Source organism: Ruegeria sp. BE10 (assembly GCF_056538905.1).
On the sequence record NZ_JBQFTX010000004.1, the window covers coordinates 260,213 to 278,700 of the forward strand.

Consider the following 18,488-nt stretch of genomic DNA (forward strand, 5'->3'; position numbering starts at 1 on the left):
CTTTGGATGGAATTTGACGATCACCTAAATCGCAGGCGTGCAGAGCTGTCTCTTGGCCTCGTCGAAGAAGTTCGAGCCATCGCAGTTGTCGGCGCATCGGGAAGCGGAAAGTCCACGCTGGTTAAGCATGTCATCGAACATCATCCGAAGACCACAAAACCTCGAGCCGGTGAAAACAAAGCCGAGATTGTTCGTATCCTGGTGCCTTCACCGGCGACCCTGAAAGACGTTGGATCATCCATTCTACAGAAGCTCGGGTTTGACACGATGCGCAGTAAATCGTCTGGAGCCATATGGGACCAGGTCCGCTGCCTGTTTCAAAACCGTGAGACGCTGTTCTTGCATATGGACGAAGCACAGCACTTGTTTTCAACTCAGAACCGTAACGTGCGGCAGAGCGTAGTGAATACTCTCAAGACGCTGCTGAACAGTGATGACTGGCCGGTCGGGTTGATCTTGTCGGGCACCCCGGAAACGATGGTAATGGTGAACTCGGACGCACAACTGCAGCGCAGGGTGGACATCGTTAACTTGCCTGCGATTTCCTGGAGTTCGCATGCCAAAGAGGCTGAGGCTGTCTTTCGAGCCTATGCGGCGCAAGCTGAGCTGGAACTCAGCCCAAATCTTGATCTGGATGCGTTTCTTCCTCGACTGATCCACGCCGGGGCCAATGAGTTTGGCCTGACCATTGAGATGATCCTCAGGGGCATCGAACTTGCTCTCCTGAGCGGGTCCAAAACGATCCGTGTTGCCCACTTCATCGAGGCCTTTCGCAGGAAATCAGGATGCGTGCTTGGACTAAACCCCTTTGCTGCAGCGGACTATCTGGCCATTGACGCGCGTGCGGTTATGGGCGGCATGCCGCAAGGCGAGGAGGGGCAAAAACGATGACAGATTGCTATCCTCTTTCCTTTCCCATCAAACACTATGAAACCGCGACATCTTACGCCTCTCGTCTGACCCGATACTGTGGTTTGTATTCGCCGAACGACTTGTGCCTTGATCTCGGCTTTCGATGGCAGGACTTTGTCCGAGGTGATGACATCCTGTTCGACAAACTCGCTGAAATTGGTGGTGCGTCAGCCAATGACATGAAACGCTGGGCCATCCGAACCACCGGGCGGCACCAGTTTGAAGTGTCGGGTCAGCGAGCAACAAAGGCATCCCTGGTGCGTACGCGGCTGCGGGTGTGCCCGAGATGCCTTGTCGAAGACAGACAAGCAAGTGGGCGTCTTGGGGTTTGTCGCAGGCACTTCTGGCATTTCTTATCGGTTCGCACTTGCGCCACTCACACGATGCCCTTGCTGACGATCCCTCCGGAAAAATACACCATTCACAACTACGACTTTATTGGTCAGGTGGAGCGCCACTGGCCTCTTATCAACGAGGCCTCGGAAGATGGCGCATACCGGGCTTCGAGCGATTTGGAATATTACATTGTTGATCGGCTGGAGGGGGTAGCGCGCAACGGCTTTCTGGACCAGATGCCGATGTTCATTGCAACGCGCCTGTGTGAGGTGCTTGGCTTTGTGATGCTGTTCGGCCCGGCATCAAAGCTTGCGGATGCAACAGATGAGGACCTGCACCGGGCAGGGCAGGCCGGATTTGATGCATTGCGCGCCGGAAAGGAAAGTCTGCTGGAGGTGTTGCACTCGCTGCGCTCGGAGATCTCGACATCAACGATGCGTCAGAGGTCTGATCTTGGCGCCTTCTATGAGTGGCTTCGTCTTTCATCTTTTCCGGAGGAAATGGAGCCGATCCGCAGCATCGTGCGGGACTACATCTTCGAGCACTATCCGGTTCCGGACGGCTACGAAATTCTCGGACGCCCTTGTGCGCAACGGACCGTTTACACCGTCGAGGCGGCATGCAAAGCGCTTGGTATTGAGCGCAAGCGTATCAGTAGATATCTCGTCGGCGACGGTGCGGCTGAACGCAACGAGACAGCCGAAGGCATTTCTCTGAAGCGTGCAATTGACCGCAAAGACGTAGCCAAGATTTCGGAGGAAATGCGCGGGCGAGTGACTTCTTCAGAAGCTCTGGAAATGCTCAAAATCAAGCACCGAGCTCTTCAGGACCTTTGCGAGTTGGGATTGGTTGAGCAAGAGATCGACAATCTGGACCAGCGTCCAAAGTATGATCGAGCAAAACTGCAGGCTGTGTTGAATTCGGCGGCGGATAAAGTGACTGGTGTGCCAGTTGGCGGAGCAAACCTGCTGCTTGTTGCGGATGTCGCGCGGCGGTTGAGATGTAAATCTGCAGAAATCCTGACGCTTATCTTGGCCGGTAAGCTCAAGACCGTGTCCGGTGATGTTAGCCGAACGGGCCTTGCAGGTATCAAGGTCGACATCGATCAGGTTCGATATGCGCTGCCGAACTGGGAATTGCCCGGCATCACACGTACGGATGCATCGACAACGTTGCGCGTAACCTATCAAACGATCAACTATCTGATAGACCAAGGGCTTCTGCGAGCAGCGCGTATGCGCAATCCCAAATCACGGCAATACATAACCGGCATATGTGACGGCAGCATTGACGCGTTTCTCGGCCGATACGACACATTGGGACTGATGGCACGTCGATATAAGAGGCCAGCGGGTCCCTTTGGCTGCCATCTGGAAGCCAAGGGCGTTTGCCCAATTGAGACACCTCAAGGCATCAGTTGGTACTACCAGCGACGGGGGCTGGAAGCGCGGCTGCGCAAGATCGGCATCACGTGCCCGGCAGAGAGGCCAGCCAACGAAGATGAGCGTGCAAAATCAACCAGTGAAAAATGTTGAAGACAAGGATAACAGGATGATCACAGAGCTAACGGACATGGAACTTGCTGACGATCCGGAGGCACAGTTGAAACTGATCACCGAGGCCTACCGGCGTGATGGCGACCCATATGATATCGATCAGGTGCTTTCTCAAGTGTGTTGGGTGCGACGTATGAAACGACGGGGAATGTATGAGTGGATCAATGCGGTTTCGGAAGATGATGAACCCGAGTGATTCAACCCAAAGGTGGTTCATATAGCACCCGCCAGCCAATTTTATGCCTCGTTGAGTTTTCCGGCTTTAGCCATGTTTTGCTTCTTTCACCTGCGTCCAAGGATGGTTGGCACGAATGAAGCACCTTGATATTCTCGAATGAAACGCGATTTGAGGGATCTCATGCCGGACTGACCTTTCCGTTTTGTGCACCTGCCACCTGGCATCATGCCGGGCACGGAATAGGTGCGCATGAAAGGAAAAGCCATGGATGAGTTTGATCTAGAAAACGCACGCGAGCAACAAATCACGATCGAGATGTTGGGAGATTTGGGGGTGCGTCTACTTGCCGAGGCGCAGAGGTGCCCGGTCCCCTTGTTTCAGGATGGCCGAGCAGTTGCAATGGTCATTGAGATCGAACAATTCGATCGAGACTGGAGACATCGTGATGATCCCGAGCCTCTGAGCGAAGAAGAAGCGAGAAAACTCGAGGAAGAGCTTATTGCCCTCGTCGAGCAGGAGATGACTGGACAGGGCGGTTCATAGCAAGCGGGTCAGCGGTTGCTTTTTGACCTCCAGAAACCGCTGAGGATGCGACATGTTAACGATGGAGGTGGCGGGGCTAGTGGCTCTGCCATTTCCATTTGCAGAAATTCAGCGAAAGTGGATCAAACTCACAAGTTGCGGGACATAGCCGCCGTTCGAACCAAGGCTAATTTTCGGTCTGATACTTCGCCAAAAGTGGGAGCATCACGATGTTTTCTATATGCGAAGTAGGCGCCAGCTCGGTGTCAAGCTCGATTGCTCGCAAAAAGTGCGAGTATCCAGCCCCGAAAACACTCCATCTTGCGCGACAAGGACTGTGCGCCAACCCCGTGCTGCTGCACCGAGGATATCGGTGTGAAGAGTGTCACCGCACATCGCGATGCGTTCGGGCGGAATTCCTGGAAGCGTGGCTTCGACCATTTCAAATACTTCCGGAAATGGCTTGCCAAAGAACTTGATGTCTTGAAGGCCCTCATCTGCCAGCAAATGCCCGTAGTGACCGGGCTCCAGTGAGAATCCGAAGTCTCGTGGCGCTGCCAGATCAGCATTTGCGATCACCACTGGGCGCGGGTTCGCCAACAAGCTGTCGCAAAGCATGGATTGTTGAGATTGTTGCCAGATTTCGGTCGAGAGAAACAAGAAACCGTCAGCGCGGTCAAAGTCTGTCTGGTCTGCCTCAAGCCTGATCGTCTCGGATAAGATGTCCGTCAGATCGTCAGACGGAGAGGCGATGCAGCCCCATAGACCGTCGTTCAGGTTTGCCAAGGCTGCGTCGCGGCTGGTTACAATCTCATCTGCGTCAACTTGCATTCCGAGTTTTTGAAACTTGGCAGTCGCGCCCTGGTGATTATAGCTGGCAGCATTGGAAAGAATGCGAATCTGGTGTCCGCCCTCCCTGAGCTCTTTCAAACGAGCTGCCGCGCCGGGAATCGGAGTTTCGCCAACATTTAGAACGCCAAAAGCATCAAAAACAAAGGCGTCTACTTCGTTGCCAATATCCAGAAGTGACTCAATATCCAGAGTGGCCGCGTTGAATGTTGCTTTTGGGAGTCTGGGACGTATGGACTGATAACGCGAAAATATCGAGTTGGCGTCAAGCATGTGTCCAAATGTCCTTTTTTGATGGGCGCCCCCGACAGGTTTGACGCAATACGGAATGTAACATCAACAAAACAAAATGGAAGAAAAAACAACATTTTTAGCAAGTCGCCATTAGCGAGTTCTGAAGCTTTACGCGTAAAGCTTTGAAAAACATAATTTTTCGACACTTGCGATCAAGTCACCCTTCAACGTTCTATGTGGCTTTGATTGAAAAATGTTGTTTTGTTGTTTTTTGGTGATATGGTTCTGGCAACTTGAAGGGGGATAAATGGCGTCAAAGAAGATCAGACGGAGGGATTTAATCCAGCAGGTCGTGCAAGAGCGTGGCGGTGTCAGTGTGGGGGCCCTAGCGGAAATGCTGGGGGTCTCGACGCAAACCATCCGCCGTGATCTGGACATTTTGTGCGACGGTGAAAACCTGCGACGCGCGCACGGGCGGATCGAGCTGGCTGAAAGCCGTTTGAATACCCCGTTTGATCAGAGAGCCGGAACGAACTTACGTGGCAAACGGTCGGTTTCCGAACTTGTTGCGAGCATGATCCCCAATGGGGCGAACGTGTTCCTTTCAATTGGGTCGACTCCGCTCGAAGTGGCTAAGGCACTGTCCGGCCACCAGGAGTTAACGGTCATCACGAACAACCTGAGTGCCGCGATGGCGCTGAGTAATGAAATCTCAAACCGTATCCTTTTGCCAGGAGGCGAGCTGCGCCTGCCCGATCGTGATTTTATCGGCGAAGAAGCAACCGATTTCTTTGACAGGTTTCGTGCCGAGTTCGCAATATTTGGCGTTGCCGGTGTGGCGCATGATGGTGGGTTGTTAGAATTTCATCCAGCTGAGGTTCGGGTGAGAATGAAAATGCAGCAGCACGCAGCCAAATCGATCCTCGTAATAGACAGCAGTAAATTTGGTCGCATTGCGCCAGCATTGGGCGGCAACATCTCGGATGTCGACGTTGTCGTGTGCGACCGTCCTCCGAGCCCTGAATTTTCCGATCTCGCAGACAGTTTGGGCGAAGCCATTACTTACTCACAAGGAGAGCGCTGAATATGGCAGAACCGTTTGTTCACGTCGACAATATTGCTAAGCGCTGGAATGGGCAGCTTGGCGTCGAGAATATTAATCTTTCGATCCCGCGTGGTTCGTTCGTAGCGCTGCTTGGCCCGTCGGGCTGCGGCAAGTCAACGACGCTGAGATTGCTGTCGGGACTAGAATTGCCGGATGAGGGGCGGATCGTCATTGACGGGCGTGACATCACTACTTCTGCCCCTGCAGAACGCAATCTGTCGATGGTGTTCCAGTCTTATGCATTGTTCCCGCATCTGAGTGTCGCGGAAAACGTTGTTTTTGGCCTCAAGGTGCGAAAAGTCGTCGCGGCGGAACGGCGCGAGAAACTGACCCGGGCGCTCGAGATCACTGGCTTGCTGGGCTATGAGCAGCGTAAGCCGGGGGAATTGTCGGGTGGTCAGCGCCAGCGTGTGGCGCTTGCACGTGCGATCGTGGCAAACCAGCCGCTGTGCCTGATGGATGAGCCGCTTTCGAACCTTGATGCCAAGCTGCGCGCCTCTGTGCGCAAGGACATCAAAAAACTTCAGGTCGATTTGGGCATCACCGTAGTTTACGTCACGCATGACCAAACCGAAGCGATGAGCATGGCCGACATGGTCGTGCTGATGAAAGACGGCCATATCCAGCAGACAGGGTCCCCGGAAGAGCTTTACTACAAGCCTGCTAACACTTTTGTCGCCGAGTTTGTCGGTGCCCCGCCAATGGCGCTGATCAAGTCAGAAGGCGTGCCGGGATTTGAGCGCGCAACGACAATTGGCCTTCGCGCCGAAGCGGTGAAGGTGGTGGAATCAGGCAAGGGCAGGCTGACTTGTAAAGTATCGGAATGCGAATTCCTGGGTTCCGAAACATTCATTGGCCTGTCACATCCTGCTGCCAATGGTCTGACCGTATCCATGCCCGGACTGAAACATATTCCGGCAGGAGAAGATCTGGAGATCAGCTTTGCCGATGAAGACCTGCATTTCTTTGACGACATGGGCAAACGACTGGCCGGGTAGGTCGAGCAACTGAACTTTGGAAAGAGAAGAATAACTGTCATCACTGGGAGGAAAAAATGAACGTTATTAAGAAGATAAGTTTGGCTGCCGTCTCGGCCACCGCGCTGACATCGGCGGCGGCGGCTGAGACGGAACTAACAATGTATTATCCTATCGCGGTTGGCGGCGCGCTGACCGAGGTAGTGGATGGCATCGTTGCCGATTTTGAAGCCGCCAACCCTGACATCAAGGTCAACGCGATCTATTCAGGCAACTATGACGACACGCGCGTTCGTGCCTTGTCCGCACTTGCATCGGGTGAACCGGCTCAGCTGGCGGTGATGTTCTCAATCGATGCCTATGATCTGATCGAGCAGGATCTGATCGTGGCCTACGAAGATATCGACGGGGTTAACCCGGACTGGCTAGAGAGCTTTTATCCTGCATTGATGGCCAATGGCCGGATCGAGGGTAAAACTTGGGGCATTCCATTCCAGCGTTCAACTATCGTTGCCTATTACAACAAGGACCAGTTTCGTGCGGCAGGTCTTGACCCTGAGGCACCGCCCAAGACCTGGGACGAGCTGATTAGCATGGGCAAGGCACTGACCAATGACGACACCTATGGCCTGATGATCCCATCGACAGGCTATCCCTATTGGATGTTCCAGGCGTTGGCGATCCAGAACGGCAAGGAGGTGATGTCCGATGACGGCCTGACCACCTATTTCGATGACGAAACCGTTGTCGATACGTTGGAATTCTGGCAGTCGCTGTCGCAGGAGCATGGCATCATGCCCACTGGCACCGTTGAATGGGGTACCCTGCGGCAGGCGTTCCTTGAAGGTCAGACCTCGATGATGTGGCATTCGACCGGCAACCTTACGGCTGTGAAGAACAACGCCAGTTTTGACTTTGGCGTCGCCGAGCTTCCGGCCAATGTGCGGTTGGGTTCGCCTACCGGCGGCGGCAATTTCTATGTTTTCAAGGAGACATCGGACGAAGAGCGCGCGGCGGCCATGAAGCTGATCGAATTCATGACCTCGCCCGAGCAAGCGGCAGCGTGGTCCATCGCGACCGGCTATATGGGCGTGTCTCCGGCAGCGTATGAAACCGAGGCGCTTAAATCCTATACAGAAGAGTTCCCACCCGCTCTCGTTGCCCGAAACCAACTGGAAAATGCTGTTGCCGAATTCTCGACCTTTGAAACCGCACGCGTGCGCGAAGGTCTGAACAACGCAATTCAGGCGGCTTTGACCGGCACAAAATCGGCTGAAGACGCGCTGGGGGAAGCCCAGACGGCGGCTGTGCGCCTGCTGCGTGATTACCAGTAACCTCAACTCCCTGGCGTCGGGCAGAGATGCCCGACGCGCCCAACCTTGAGGGTCGCTATATGGCAGAGCATGTGAACATCGAGCGTCGTCGACAGGCCATCTACGGTTGGATCCTGTTGTCACCAGCGGCAATTCTGCTGACGACGTTTGCATTTTATCCTTCGCTTGCGACCTTGTGGTCGAGTTTGTTCAGCCGAGAAACCAGAAGACGCCCCAGCGAATTTGTCGGCGGTGAGAACTATGCTGACCTGTTTGCCGACCCGACCTTTTGGAAAGTTGTTGTGAACAACTTGATCTATGCGGGCGCGACCATCCCTATTTCAATTGCAATTGCGCTTTCGATGGCGCTTTGGGCGAACTCAAAGATCCCGGCTCGCGGGTTTGTACGCACCGCCTATTTCACGCCCACGGTCCTGCCAATGATCGCAGCGGCAAACCTTTGGCTGTTTTTTTATACTCCCGGATTGGGTGTGCTTGACCAGATCGGCGGTCTGTTTGGCCTTCCCTCAATCAACTGGCTGGGACAGCCTGAAACTGCGCTGTGGGCTGTAATCATCGTGACGATCTGGAAAGAGGCTGGGTTTTTCATGATCTTCTATCTGGCGGCCTTGCAGACGATCCCTGAGGACCTCAAGGAAGCTGCCGACATTGAAGGCGCCAGCCGCTGGACCTATACGCGCCGGATCGTGCTGCCGTTGTTGATGCCGACGACGCTATTTATCATGGTCAATGCGTTGATCAACTCTGTGAAATTGATCGATCATTTGTTCATCCTGACCAAGGGCGGGCCCAACGACGCCTCCAAGCTTATCCTTTATTACATCTGGGAAATGGCCTTTGCCTTCTTTGATGCGCCCCACGCAGCGGCAATGACCATCCTGGTGCTAGTCGTGCTTGGCGTGGTTGCCGGCGTCAAGTTCACCATACTCGACAAGCGGACCCACTACCAATGAGCGGATTTTCCAGGCATATCGAATCCTTTGGCGCACTATTGTTGGCCGTGATCTGGATTTCCCCGCTGGTCTTTGCCTTTTGGGCGGCGTTCCACAGCACCTCTGACGCGGTCAACTTTAACATCACGTCGCCATGGACGCTCGACAATTTCCGCACAGCTTGGGAGGGGGCGCCGTGGCTACGCTATTTCATCAACACCTTCCTTTTAGTGACGGTGATCCTTATTGGTCAGTTCTTTGTCACGACGCTGGCAGGATTTGCCTTTGCCCAGGTCCAGTTTCCGGGTCGGGATTTCGTGTTCATCCTCGTGCTGATGCAACTTTTCATCCTGCCTGAAGTGTTGATCGTGGAAAACTATGCAATGGTGTCACGCCTCGGGTTGTTTGACACGATTCTTGGCGTCGGAATGCCCTATATGGCCTCTGCCTTTGGCATTTTCCTAATGCGGCAGGCGTTTAAGGGTGTTCCTATAGAACTGCATGAGGCAGCGCGCGTCGAAGGCTGCGGCTGGTTCGGAATTCTTTGGCGAGTCTATGTGCCCTTGGCGCGCCCGACATATCTTGCTTATGCGTTGGTGTCGGTATCGACCCACTGGAACAACTTCCTCTGGCCGCTCATCGTGACCAACTCGCCCGACACACGACCGCTGACGGTTGGCCTGTCGATCTTTGGCGCACCGGAAAATGGTGTGGATATAAGCGTCATTTCGGCGGCCACGATGATGTCGGTTGCGCCCTTGTTGATCGCGTTCCTCGTGTTCCAGCGTCAATTCGTTCAGGCCTTCCTGCGCGCGGGGATCAAATAGTCATGGCGACATTTCTGCATCTAAGTGACTTGCACGCGGTAGGGCATGGCGATCTGTGTTCAGGCGTGCTTGATACCCGCGCGATCCTGATCGGGGCCATCGACCGATTGATCGATAAAGGCGAAGCTCTTGGCCCGCTCGACGCGGTTTTAGTCACTGGTGACGTCAGCGAAGATGGTAGCCCGGACAGCTACGATTTCGCACGCACTCAACTGGAGCGGTTTGCCCTGCCGATTTACGTTGTTCCTGGAAATCATGATGCGCGCAAGCCAATGCAAGAGGCCTTTTCAGGCCTTGGCATCATGCCGCCGGACGGGCTTGTCGACTGGGCGGATACAGTGGGCGATACGCGTGTTATCGGGCTTGATACGCTGGTCGAAGGACAGGGCGGTGGCAGGCTGCGCCGGGAAAGTCTTGATCTTTTGGAGCGGGAACTCTCTGGGTTTGACGGGCCGGTTGTCGTTATGTTGCACCATCCGCCGTTTAGCATCGGGATTGATTTCATGGATGTTATCGGATTGGAGAACCGTTCCGATCTGGCAGAAGTTCTTTCAATGCACTCAGAGGATATCACGGTGCTGGCTGGGCATGTCCACGGCGTTCACATTGGTCGCGTTGGCGGTCACGTTGCCATGACAGCGCCGGGCCTTTGCAGCGGTTTTGCACTGGACCGGCGCGCGGTGGCTCCTGCTGGTTTTTTTTCTGGTCCTACGGGCTGTGCAGTTCTCGAAACCGGAAAGAGCGGTATATGGAGCGTTGTTTCGCTAGACGCTGCCGAGGGACCGTATTCATTCTGAAGTGGCCGGATTGGCCCGGAAACCAAAGACCCGGTGATGATGGATAGCTCACCCATAATTATTGTTTTGAATTTGGCTGCTGCTGCGGCACTTCTGATCTGGGCTGTTCGCCTCGTGCGCACCGGTTTTGAGAGAGCCTTTGGAAGCCAGTTGCGGCTTTGGTTGCGTCGGTCGACGGGAAACCGGTTGGCCGCGACGGGAACCGGAACGCTGACCGCGATCCTGCTGCAAAGTTCCACCGCCGTCGCAATGCTGCTTGCCGGATTCATGGCCGCGGGTTCGGTTGGCAGCACCGCCGGGTTGGCCATTATTCTGGGGGCGGACCTTGGCTCTGCCATCGTAGCGCAGATCATGAATTCCCGGATTGCTTTGCTGACGCCCTTGCTACTTTTGATCGGGGTGCTGATTTTCCTGCGCAGTTCCCGGCGCGGCGTGCGCCAGGTTGGTCGGATCCTGATTGGATTGGCCCTGATTTTTTTGTCGCTTGACCTTATTCGCGATGCCAGCGCGCCGCTGGCAAACAGCGAGGCCGCTTCGGGGGCCTTGATTTACCTGTCTGCTGATCCACTGACGGCCTTTTTGCTGGCGGCGGTTTTTGCCTGGCTGGTGCATTCCAGCGTTGCGGCGATATTGTTGTTTGCAACCCTTGCGGCTCAGGGCGTTGTGCCGCTGTCGGCGGCGTTTGCCATGGTCCTTGGGGCCAATCTGGGCGGTGCCTTTATTGCGTTTGTTCTGACCTTGCAGGCCGATGTCTCCGTGCGGCGGGTCGTGTCTAGCAATTTGTTCCTGCGTGGCGGTGGGGCGGGGCTGGTGCTGTTTTTGCTCTACCGGCTTGACGGTGTTGACCTTATTCCCGGGGCCAGCCCCGTTCAGCAGGTTTTGAACCTGCATCTCCTGTTCAACCTTGCGCTTCTTGTTGTCTGTATTCCGTTTCTTGGCCCGATAATGCGTTTGGTGGAGAGTGTTTTCGCTGATGACAATAAAAACAGCACCAAGGCCAACGGACGTACGGCCCTGGATCCTTCGGTTCAGAACCAGCCGGCGCGCGCCTTTGCCTGTGCGCATCGTGAGTTGGTCGAAATGGGCAATAGGATCGAGATCATGGTGCGGGACTCAATGTCACTCTTTGACAATTACGATGATGCCATTGCTCAACAACTGAAGAGGGAAAAAGTCGAAATTGACCGAATGTCGCTTGACCTGCGGGTTTATTTGTCAGGAGTCAAAAGCGACAATCCAAAAGAGGACACCGGTACGCGGGCATTTGATCTGTCCGGCGTGGCAGTGAACCTTGAGGCCGGGGCGGATACGATTGCACGGAAAATGGTCGAGTTGGCCAAGCGCAAGAGTGCGGAAAACGTGAACTTTTCGGAAGAGGGTTGGCAGGAACTGACCGATTTCTATGACCGTGTGTTGCGCAACGTTCAGCACGGAATCGCGGTACTGATGACCGAGGATGCCGGGGCAGCACGGGAGCTGGTGCAGCAAAAGGAAATGATCCGCGAGATCGAGAGAAAGCTGGAGCGCGCGCATCTTACCCGGCTGCGTGCTGGGGCGTCCGAAACCATCGAAACCAGTGCGATTCACCTTGATCTGTTGCGCGCCCTGAAAATGTTAAACACGGCATTCGCGATGATCGCCTATCCGCTTTTGAAAGAAAGTGGACAGTTGTTGGAAAGCCGATTGGCAAATGAATAGACGGTTTCATAGAGTGATGAAGATACAGTCCTAGTTCAAGACAATCCACTTTCCCGAGCCGGGAAGCGCTGGCAATCAGACGAAAAAATGGAATTTGATCAAACTTAAAACAGTTCATCCAATGGGTCAGCTTATTAAGTTGATTGGAAATAATATTGTGTCAGCCAATCACGGTCGCTCAAATTCAAATTGACCGGGGGCGTAACAGAAAAATTTATGAGTGTGTTGAGAGGAAATAGCTAAATATTTGTTTCCCATTGTTTTGTTGCCAAGGCTACGTGGTTGCCACGAAAATTGGGTGAATGATTGGTCAAATGTCTCGCCATCGGTTGTGGTATTCACAATCGCTCTATCGTATGTTCGCAAACTGCTCGGCGTCAAAAAAACTATACCTGCTGTGGGCTGGACAACAGCCATTGTTTGCGATTTTGCCGATGGCGAATTTGTTTGCGTCTTGCTTGTTCATGCGGTGTGTAGCGAAAGTCGATCCATATCAGACCCGCCCTTAGCGCAGATCGCGGCGAAGGTGCCAGAAGAGCTCGGAATTACCGATGCTGCGTGATGCACGAATGTCCGCATGCACGCCGCACCTGCTTCCGTCTACCGCACGTTCTTCAACAGCGCTTCCGCCGCCAACCTTCCAAATGCGTTCGCCGCTTTTGGGCTTGCGCCCGAAACGAGACGGCGGTCGATGTTGCATGTGGCGTCGGCCTTGGAATTGATGATTTCCACACCCAGAGCGTTCAGCTTTTCGCCGAACTTCCACGGCATATGGCCCGGCATGTAGCCGATCATCGGCGTTTGTTTGTCGACCGCATCAGGAAAGGCCGCGATCTTGTAACCGTTGTAGATGAACGATGGGCCATCGCCCGCAGCAAGCAGGGCGGCCGGTCCGTGGCAGATCGCCAGCGTGAACAGGTCCCGTTTGTGTGCCCACCGGAGAAGTTTTCCCAGGTCTTCGTTCTCTGGCAGGCCCAACATGGCCCCGTGACCACCCGGCAGATAGACCCCGACGTAAGGTGCATCATCAGTCATCGAATTCGCCACGAAATCAGCGAGGCTGCCAGGGTTGTCAAAGGCATCGGCATAGTCGCGGTACAGCTTCATGACGGCTTCGTCCTCGCGCGGCATGGCCCAGTCTTCGATAACGGCAGGGGCGCCCGTGGGTGTGACAATGTCGATCTGGAAACCAGCGGCCAGCAGGTGCAACATCGGCAGGCCCATTTCGACCGGGTGGTTCCCGGTCGAAAATTTCTTGCCATTGGCCATGGTCATGTTGCGCTCTTCGGTGCAGATCATCAGCACGCGCTTGTCACCGCCCCTGTAAGGGTTGGCATAGGCCCCGCCATCATAATCCGTCTTGGATGCCGTCGCGAGTTTCAAGGCAAGGGGTGACGGCTGAAAGGCTCCGTCCTCTGTGGGCGTGGGGGCTGCTTTAAACAGATTTCTTAGAAAGCTCATGTGATTCCGTCCGCGCTCATTTGATTTCTGTCACGATTGCATCGCGCGACTTGCGGACCTTTGGCATCGGCAGCAGCCAATCGCTGGCCTCTTCGCGATAACCCAATGGCATCAAAACGACGGAACGAAGACCACGTTCCCTAAGACCAAGAATATCGTCAACAGTATCGGGGTCAAACCCTTCCATCGGCGTGCTGTCGACCTCTTGTTCTGCGGCTGCAATGAGGGCAATGCCCAATGCGATATAAGCCTGACGCGCTGCATGGGCATAGTTCACCTCGGCCTCGCGCGGCAAATAGTTGGCTTTCAGATTGTCGTAGTAGCCATGGATCAGAGGCAGGTCGCCTCGGGCCGCCACATTCAATTGCTTGACTGTATCAATACGGTCTTCAGTGTAATTGTCCCAAGCGGCAAACACCAAGAGGTGCGACCCATCTGTGATCTGTGCCTGACCTGACGCCGCTTCGGCGATCTTTGCCCGAATATCGGAGTTTGTGACCACAATCAGCTCAAAGGGTTGCGTGCCGCTTGACGTCGGCGCCATGCGAACAGCTTCGACGATGGCATCGACCTTGTCTTGTGGAACGGGTTTGCCAGCTTCCATTTTCTTGGTGGCGTAGCGCCAGGTCAGGTGGTCGTTCAGTGTTTTTGCGGTCACGGTTGTTGATCCCATTGTCAGAGCCCGAGATGATCAGTATATTTTTGTTACTGACTAACTAATGAGAACTGATATTTGCCGCAAGAAGGCACATTTTTGACCCTTAGTTACAAATTGGGAACTGCCATGCTGGACGACAAACAATGCCCCGATTGCAAGCGTATCAACGAGGTCCTGTCACGAGTGGGCGACCGTTGGAGCGTTCTGGTGGTCATCTCGCTGGCTCAATACGGGACCATGCGCTTCAACGAGATAAAGCGAAACCTAGGCATTTCGCAGCGTATGCTGAGCTTGACGCTGAAGGAGTTGGAACGGGATGGGCTTGTGAACCGGACCCAATATCCAACGATCCCGCCCAAGGTCGAATATAATCTGACTCAGATGGGGCAGTCGTTTCGCGAGCCAGTCAGCGCCTTAGGCTATTGGGCATTGGAACACTTGAGCGAGATTGATGCCGCACGGGAAGCGTATGACAAGTCTGACTGAAGCCAGACAATTTCCCGAGAACCACTGTTTTTTGATAGGAGACATTGATGCTCCCGCAGCGAATTGCCCCTTTGTCCGCTACTTTATCTTCGCCCTCTAAGTAGCTCACCGCGCCCCGAACGAATGGCAGGTTTTTCCGCTGCCTAGCAGCGCCGAGAACCACGCAGGCGCAGCGATTTTCGCGCTGCGTGTGCGCACAGCACAAAATCACTATGACTGCCTTGGGCTCTTCGCTGACTTTCTCTGCAAACAGGATCAATGACTGCAATCCGGCGATTGAAGTAGTGGTTCGTTAGGTCCGCTTGGGGGGCTGAGCACTCAACCAGAGATCGCTTCACATAAAACCGCTTTAAGGATGTTCGCGGTTTGTTATGGTGGTGAAAACAACCCTTGGTTGCGGAAGCTTGGCGTTCTCATCCTTGTTTAAACGGCTGCCTGATGAAGCGGGTTCGGATGTTGAATCATAAACTTACGGAATTCGTCTGGTAAGCACAGTAATTAAACTTGCCTTTCAGGTCCCGTGCCGCTGATTCAGGTGATGGAGATAGGCGGCAACAACAGCGAACTACATAGCCTCCAGCGTATGTGAAAGACCGTTTCGGATGTGATCTACCAACAGCTTCTTAGCGGTGCCCGCGTCTCTGGCCAATGCGGCATCGAACATGCCCTTATGCTCCTTGACTGCCTCTTCGCCGCGATAGGTCAGCACGAGCATCTGATACCGCAAATACTTGTCGTAGATGATCGAGTGCAGAGACAGAAGGTTCTTGGAGTTGCAGGCCGCGATCATCGCTTGGTGAAACTCCCAATCATATCGTTTCCAGGTTTCTTTCTCGGACTCGTCGCCCTTGAGAAGCTGCTGTTCCATCAGGTGCAGTTTGTGGTGCGCGGCAACGAGGTTGCCTTCCCAGTCCGTGTCGCCATTCGCAATGGACAACTCCAACGCGTGGCATTCCAACAGGACACGCAGTTCTGATATCTCGGTCAGGTCTTCGCGAGAGACCGGCGTAACCAGGAAGCCTCTTTGTTCGGGAGCTTCGACAAAACCGTCGCTGGCAAGCCTGTTCAGGGTTTCACGAAGTGTCGAAAGGCTTGCCGAATACCGGTCTTTTAAGGCGTCCAGTTTCAGTTTGGAGCCAGGCTGCAATTCTCCAAAGATAATATCTCGCTTTATGCGCTGATAGGTGCTTGCACCTATCGTAGACGGCTGTTTCGCCATGCGTTTCACCCGATATTTTTAGATTCCTCCTTCAAATACCACTTTACAGAGTTATCAGCAATCCAATGTGATGTATGGTAGAAATAAAAATATCATACATTATTGTGGAATCGCAAAAACCCCAATACGGTCGAGTTCAAGTTGGGCAAAGCAGCTCAGTCATAAACATTGGTTTCGGAGTTTCCGAACCCTCTGGAAGGAAGCAAAGTGTCAATGAACTTTCGCATTGCCATTGTCGGCATTGGCCTTGTTGGACGCCGCCACGCAGACGCGATCCGCGCGTTGCGTCATGTCGATCTTGTTGCGGTTGTTGATCCCAGTGACGAAGGGCGCACCTACGCTGCGGAGCATGGCGTTGCGTGTTACGAGACCCTCGAGGATATGTTTGCAGCTCAGACGCCGGACGGAGCTGTGCTCGCGACGCCCACGACGCTTCATGTTGAACAAGGGCTCACATGTGTTCGGCATGGTTGTCCCGTACTCGTCGAAAAACCGATCGCCGTGGAAGCCTCCGCTGCACTGGAGCTTGTCCAAGAAGCGGAGAAGGCCAATGTGCCACTGATGGTCGGACATCATCGTCGGCACAATCCTCTGATCAAGTCAGCGAAGGAAGCCATTGTCGACGGGAAGATTGGAGATGTGCGCGCTGTCCATGCGAATTGCTGGTTTTACAAGCCCGATGAATATTTTGACGCCGCACCCTGGCGTAAGAAACCCGGTGCGGGGCCCATCTCGGTCAATCTTGTCCATGATGTCGATCTTCTGCGGTACCTGGCCGGAGAGGTCGTGACCGTACAGGCGCAGTCGGCTACCTCGCAACGCGGCTATGACAACGAAGATGTCGCCGGAGCGCTATTGACGTTTGAAAGCGGAGCGATTGGGACCATTAGCGTATCCGACAGCATTGTTGCTCCGTGGAGCTGGGAGATGACGTCTCAGGAATATCCAATCTATCCGTCGACCACTGAGAGTAGCTACATGATCGGTGGCTCTCATGGGTCGTTGTCTGTCCCCGATCTAAGACTATGGACCTACCAGGGTGAGGAAAGGGATTGGTGGATTCCAATTTCGTCAACCGCGCTGAAGAAGGGTTCCTCTGACCCACTGGTCAATCAACTCGGGCACTTTGTTGACGTTGCTCGGCACGAAGCAGATCCGATTGTGTCCGGCTGGGAAGGCTTCAGAACACTTCAAGTCATTGAAGCCATTCAGAATTCCTGCAGGACTGGCGAGACTGTCAGGATAAGAAACCTTCAGGAAATGCAACAACAGAAATTGCAGGTAATGAAAAATATCTGATATTTTGCAAAAAATCTTGCAAAAAGTCCAAAATAGGTCAAAACTCAGAATCGGAAAAATGCATCATGATGTCTCAGGGAGGAGCAAAGTGATTACCAAACTTACCCGCCGGGCTGCTGTGTCAGCCCTGGTTGCAACCGGTGTTCTGTTTAGCGCAACAAGTGGTGCGCTGGCGGAAGACAAAGTGCAACTTCGCCTCGCAACATCAGGATCGGAGACCGACCAGCGTTCGGTTGCCATGGCCGAGGTTTTCGCGCCCATGGTCGCCGATTTCGCAAGTTATGAGCCCAGCTATAACGGCACGATCTTCGCGCAAGGCACTGAGTTGGATGCTATCAGTCGCGGTAACCTGGAAATGTCGATCACCTCGGCGCAGGAACTGGCCCAGTTCTTCCCCGAGTTTTCGATCTTTACCGCAGGCTATGTCCACCAGGACGCCGCGCATCAGGTGGCTGTCTTCAACGATCCCTTGATGGATGCCTTTAAGCAGAAGGCCGAAGAAGAACTGGGCGTTAAACTGCTGTCGGTCATGTATCTGGGCCGTCGTCAGGTGAACCTGCGTCAGCCCAAGGATGAGTTGACGGTCACAACTCCGGCCGATCTGGACGGCGTGAACCTGCGGATGCCGGGCACCGATGCGTGGCAGTTCCTTGGCAAAGCGCTGGGTGCCGCACCGACACCAATGGCCTTCTCCGAGGTTTATACCGCGCTGTCGACCGGTGCCGTTGACGGCCAGGACAACCCATTGCCGACTGTGGTTGATGCCAAGTTTTACGAAGTGACCAATCAGATCGTCCTGACATCGCATCTGGTCGACCTGAACTATATCGCCATCGGCAAAGAGGTTTGGGACGGTTTGACCCCGGAACAACAGGCAAAAGTTCAGGAAGCGGCAGATGCTGCGGCTGAATCGGGGCGCCAGAAACAGCTGCAGAAGGAAGAGGACCTCGTCAGCTTCCTCAAGGAGCAGGGCATTGAGGTCTACGAACCCGATCTCGCAGCGTTCCGTGATCAGGTACAGACCATGTATCTGGAAAGCGAATTTGCCGGGTCATGGCCGGATGGCGTTCTCGAGCAGATCAACGCTCTGGGCAACTAAGGCCACTTG

General features: G+C 54.2%; 19 protein-coding genes. 15 read left to right on the forward strand and 4 right to left on the reverse strand.

Annotated features, from left to right (window positions below; genetic code table 11):
• The first annotated feature begins 6 nt into the window (after positions 1–6).
• From ACR0M2_RS11710 to ACR0M2_RS11725, 4 genes are all read left to right on the forward strand, one after another.
• Positions 7–891 carry a TniB family NTP-binding protein gene (locus ACR0M2_RS11710; RefSeq protein WP_480705178.1) on the forward strand — a complete coding sequence of 295 codons (885 nt, stop codon included), beginning with the start codon at positions 7–9 and terminating at the stop codon, positions 889–891.
• Positions 888–2,783, forward strand: a complete 1,896-nt coding sequence (locus ACR0M2_RS11715; protein WP_480705180.1) for a TniQ family protein — start codon at positions 888–890, stop codon at positions 2,781–2,783. The genes ACR0M2_RS11710 and ACR0M2_RS11715 overlap by 4 nt, the downstream gene beginning before the upstream one ends.
• Positions 2,784–2,799: 16 nt before the next feature.
• A complete protein-coding gene (locus tag ACR0M2_RS11720) occupies positions 2,800–3,000 on the forward strand; it encodes a hypothetical protein (protein ID WP_480705182.1) in 201 nt (66 codons plus the stop codon).
• A gap of 246 nt (positions 3,001–3,246) precedes the next feature.
• Entirely contained in the window at positions 3,247–3,525 is a 279-nt protein-coding gene (locus ACR0M2_RS11725; protein ID WP_480705184.1) for a hypothetical protein, read from the forward strand.
• 216 nt (positions 3,526–3,741) lie between these two features.
• Here the strand turns inward: ACR0M2_RS11725 and ACR0M2_RS11730 are convergent, their stop codons facing one another.
• Positions 3,742–4,626 (reverse strand): HAD-IIA family hydrolase, encoded by an 885-nt coding sequence (locus ACR0M2_RS11730; protein ID WP_170398787.1) that lies wholly within the window; start codon positions 4,624–4,626, stop codon positions 3,742–3,744.
• Positions 4,627–4,894: 268 nt separating this feature from the next.
• Between ACR0M2_RS11730 and ACR0M2_RS11735 the strand changes: the two genes are divergently transcribed.
• From ACR0M2_RS11735 to ACR0M2_RS11770, 8 genes are all read left to right on the forward strand, one after another.
• Positions 4,895–5,671, forward strand: coding sequence for a DeoR/GlpR family DNA-binding transcription regulator (locus tag ACR0M2_RS11735; protein ID WP_480705186.1), 777 nt, complete (start codon positions 4,895–4,897; stop codon positions 5,669–5,671).
• A gap of 2 nt (positions 5,672–5,673) precedes the next feature.
• Positions 5,674–6,690, forward strand: a complete 1,017-nt coding sequence (locus ACR0M2_RS11740) for an ABC transporter ATP-binding protein (RefSeq protein ID WP_170398781.1) — start codon at positions 5,674–5,676, stop codon at positions 6,688–6,690.
• 56 nt (positions 6,691–6,746) lie between these two features.
• Positions 6,747–8,003 carry an ABC transporter substrate-binding protein gene (locus ACR0M2_RS11745; RefSeq protein WP_170478323.1) on the forward strand — a complete coding sequence of 419 codons (1,257 nt, stop codon included), beginning with the start codon at positions 6,747–6,749 and terminating at the stop codon, positions 8,001–8,003.
• A gap of 59 nt (positions 8,004–8,062) precedes the next feature.
• The gene (locus tag ACR0M2_RS11750; RefSeq protein WP_117872581.1) at positions 8,063–8,956 is read left to right on the forward strand and encodes a carbohydrate ABC transporter permease; all 894 of its coding nucleotides are present in this window, start codon (positions 8,063–8,065) and stop codon (positions 8,954–8,956) included.
• Positions 8,953–9,762, forward strand: coding sequence for a carbohydrate ABC transporter permease (locus tag ACR0M2_RS11755; RefSeq protein ID WP_170478326.1), 810 nt, complete (start codon positions 8,953–8,955; stop codon positions 9,760–9,762). The genes ACR0M2_RS11750 and ACR0M2_RS11755 overlap by 4 nt, the downstream gene beginning before the upstream one ends.
• A 2-nt stretch (positions 9,763–9,764) precedes the next feature.
• A complete protein-coding gene (locus ACR0M2_RS11760) occupies positions 9,765–10,559 on the forward strand; it encodes a metallophosphoesterase (RefSeq protein WP_480705188.1) in 795 nt (264 codons plus the stop codon).
• A gap of 36 nt (positions 10,560–10,595) precedes the next feature.
• Positions 10,596–12,257 (forward strand): Na/Pi cotransporter family protein, encoded by a 1,662-nt coding sequence (locus ACR0M2_RS11765; protein WP_480705190.1) that lies wholly within the window; start codon positions 10,596–10,598, stop codon positions 12,255–12,257.
• Between the two features lie 298 nt (positions 12,258–12,555).
• The gene (locus ACR0M2_RS11770) at positions 12,556–12,819 is read left to right on the forward strand and encodes a hypothetical protein (protein WP_480705192.1); all 264 of its coding nucleotides are present in this window, start codon (positions 12,556–12,558) and stop codon (positions 12,817–12,819) included.
• 38 nt (positions 12,820–12,857) lie between these two features.
• Here the strand turns inward: ACR0M2_RS11770 and hchA are convergent, their stop codons facing one another.
• Positions 12,858–13,718 carry a glyoxalase III HchA gene (hchA, locus tag ACR0M2_RS11775; protein WP_480534670.1) on the reverse strand — a complete coding sequence of 287 codons (861 nt, stop codon included), beginning with the start codon at positions 13,716–13,718 and terminating at the stop codon, positions 12,858–12,860.
• 16 nt (positions 13,719–13,734) lie between these two features.
• Positions 13,735–14,391 (reverse strand): nitroreductase family protein, encoded by a 657-nt coding sequence (locus ACR0M2_RS11780; RefSeq protein ID WP_480705194.1) that lies wholly within the window; start codon positions 14,389–14,391, stop codon positions 13,735–13,737.
• 111 nt (positions 14,392–14,502) lie between these two features.
• Between ACR0M2_RS11780 and ACR0M2_RS11785 the strand changes: the two genes are divergently transcribed.
• On the forward strand, positions 14,503–14,862 hold the full coding sequence (locus ACR0M2_RS11785; RefSeq protein WP_170547363.1) for a winged helix-turn-helix transcriptional regulator: 360 nt from the start codon (positions 14,503–14,505) through the stop codon (positions 14,860–14,862).
• Between the two features lie 565 nt (positions 14,863–15,427).
• Here the strand turns inward: ACR0M2_RS11785 and ACR0M2_RS11790 are convergent.
• Entirely contained in the window at positions 15,428–16,081 is a 654-nt protein-coding gene (locus tag ACR0M2_RS11790; RefSeq protein ID WP_170378491.1) for a GntR family transcriptional regulator, read from the reverse strand.
• Positions 16,082–16,294: 213 nt separating this feature from the next.
• Here ACR0M2_RS11790 and ACR0M2_RS11795 point away from each other — a divergent pair, with 213 nt between their 5' ends.
• Together ACR0M2_RS11795 and dctP are read left to right on the forward strand one after the other, a co-directional pair.
• On the forward strand, positions 16,295–17,380 hold the full coding sequence (locus ACR0M2_RS11795) for a Gfo/Idh/MocA family protein (protein ID WP_480705196.1): 1,086 nt from the start codon (positions 16,295–16,297) through the stop codon (positions 17,378–17,380).
• Between the two features lie 88 nt (positions 17,381–17,468).
• On the forward strand, positions 17,469–18,479 hold the full coding sequence (dctP, locus tag ACR0M2_RS11800) for a TRAP transporter substrate-binding protein DctP (RefSeq protein ID WP_480705197.1): 1,011 nt from the start codon (positions 17,469–17,471) through the stop codon (positions 18,477–18,479).
• Positions 18,480–18,488: the final 9 nt, after the last annotated feature.

What these genes read in the sequence shown, in the direction of transcription:
- ACR0M2_RS11710 (WP_480705178.1), top strand. Translation starts at nt 7, where the DNA reads ATGGAATTTGACGATCACCTAAATCGCAGGCGTGCAGAGCTGTCTCTT.
- ACR0M2_RS11715 (WP_480705180.1), top strand. Translation starts at nt 888, where the DNA reads ATGACAGATTGCTATCCTCTTTCCTTTCCCATCAAACACTATGAAACC.
- ACR0M2_RS11720 (WP_480705182.1), top strand. Translation starts at nt 2,800, where the DNA reads ATGATCACAGAGCTAACGGACATGGAACTTGCTGACGATCCGGAGGCA.
- ACR0M2_RS11725 (WP_480705184.1), top strand. Translation starts at nt 3,247, where the DNA reads ATGGATGAGTTTGATCTAGAAAACGCACGCGAGCAACAAATCACGATC.
- ACR0M2_RS11730 (WP_170398787.1), bottom strand. Translation starts at nt 4,626, where the DNA reads ATGCTTGACGCCAACTCGATATTTTCGCGTTATCAGTCCATACGTCCC.
- ACR0M2_RS11735 (WP_480705186.1), top strand. Translation starts at nt 4,895, where the DNA reads ATGGCGTCAAAGAAGATCAGACGGAGGGATTTAATCCAGCAGGTCGTG.
- ACR0M2_RS11740 (WP_170398781.1), top strand. Translation starts at nt 5,674, where the DNA reads ATGGCAGAACCGTTTGTTCACGTCGACAATATTGCTAAGCGCTGGAAT.
- ACR0M2_RS11745 (WP_170478323.1), top strand. Translation starts at nt 6,747, where the DNA reads ATGAACGTTATTAAGAAGATAAGTTTGGCTGCCGTCTCGGCCACCGCG.
- ACR0M2_RS11750 (WP_117872581.1), top strand. Translation starts at nt 8,063, where the DNA reads ATGGCAGAGCATGTGAACATCGAGCGTCGTCGACAGGCCATCTACGGT.
- ACR0M2_RS11755 (WP_170478326.1), top strand. Translation starts at nt 8,953, where the DNA reads ATGAGCGGATTTTCCAGGCATATCGAATCCTTTGGCGCACTATTGTTG.
- ACR0M2_RS11760 (WP_480705188.1), top strand. Translation starts at nt 9,765, where the DNA reads ATGGCGACATTTCTGCATCTAAGTGACTTGCACGCGGTAGGGCATGGC.
- ACR0M2_RS11765 (WP_480705190.1), top strand. Translation starts at nt 10,596, where the DNA reads ATGATGGATAGCTCACCCATAATTATTGTTTTGAATTTGGCTGCTGCT.
- hchA (WP_480534670.1), bottom strand. Translation starts at nt 13,718, where the DNA reads ATGAGCTTTCTAAGAAATCTGTTTAAAGCAGCCCCCACGCCCACAGAG.
- ACR0M2_RS11780 (WP_480705194.1), bottom strand. Translation starts at nt 14,391, where the DNA reads ATGGGATCAACAACCGTGACCGCAAAAACACTGAACGACCACCTGACC.
- ACR0M2_RS11785 (WP_170547363.1), top strand. Translation starts at nt 14,503, where the DNA reads ATGCTGGACGACAAACAATGCCCCGATTGCAAGCGTATCAACGAGGTC.
- ACR0M2_RS11790 (WP_170378491.1), bottom strand. Translation starts at nt 16,081, where the DNA reads ATGGCGAAACAGCCGTCTACGATAGGTGCAAGCACCTATCAGCGCATA.
- ACR0M2_RS11795 (WP_480705196.1), top strand. Translation starts at nt 16,295, where the DNA reads ATGAACTTTCGCATTGCCATTGTCGGCATTGGCCTTGTTGGACGCCGC.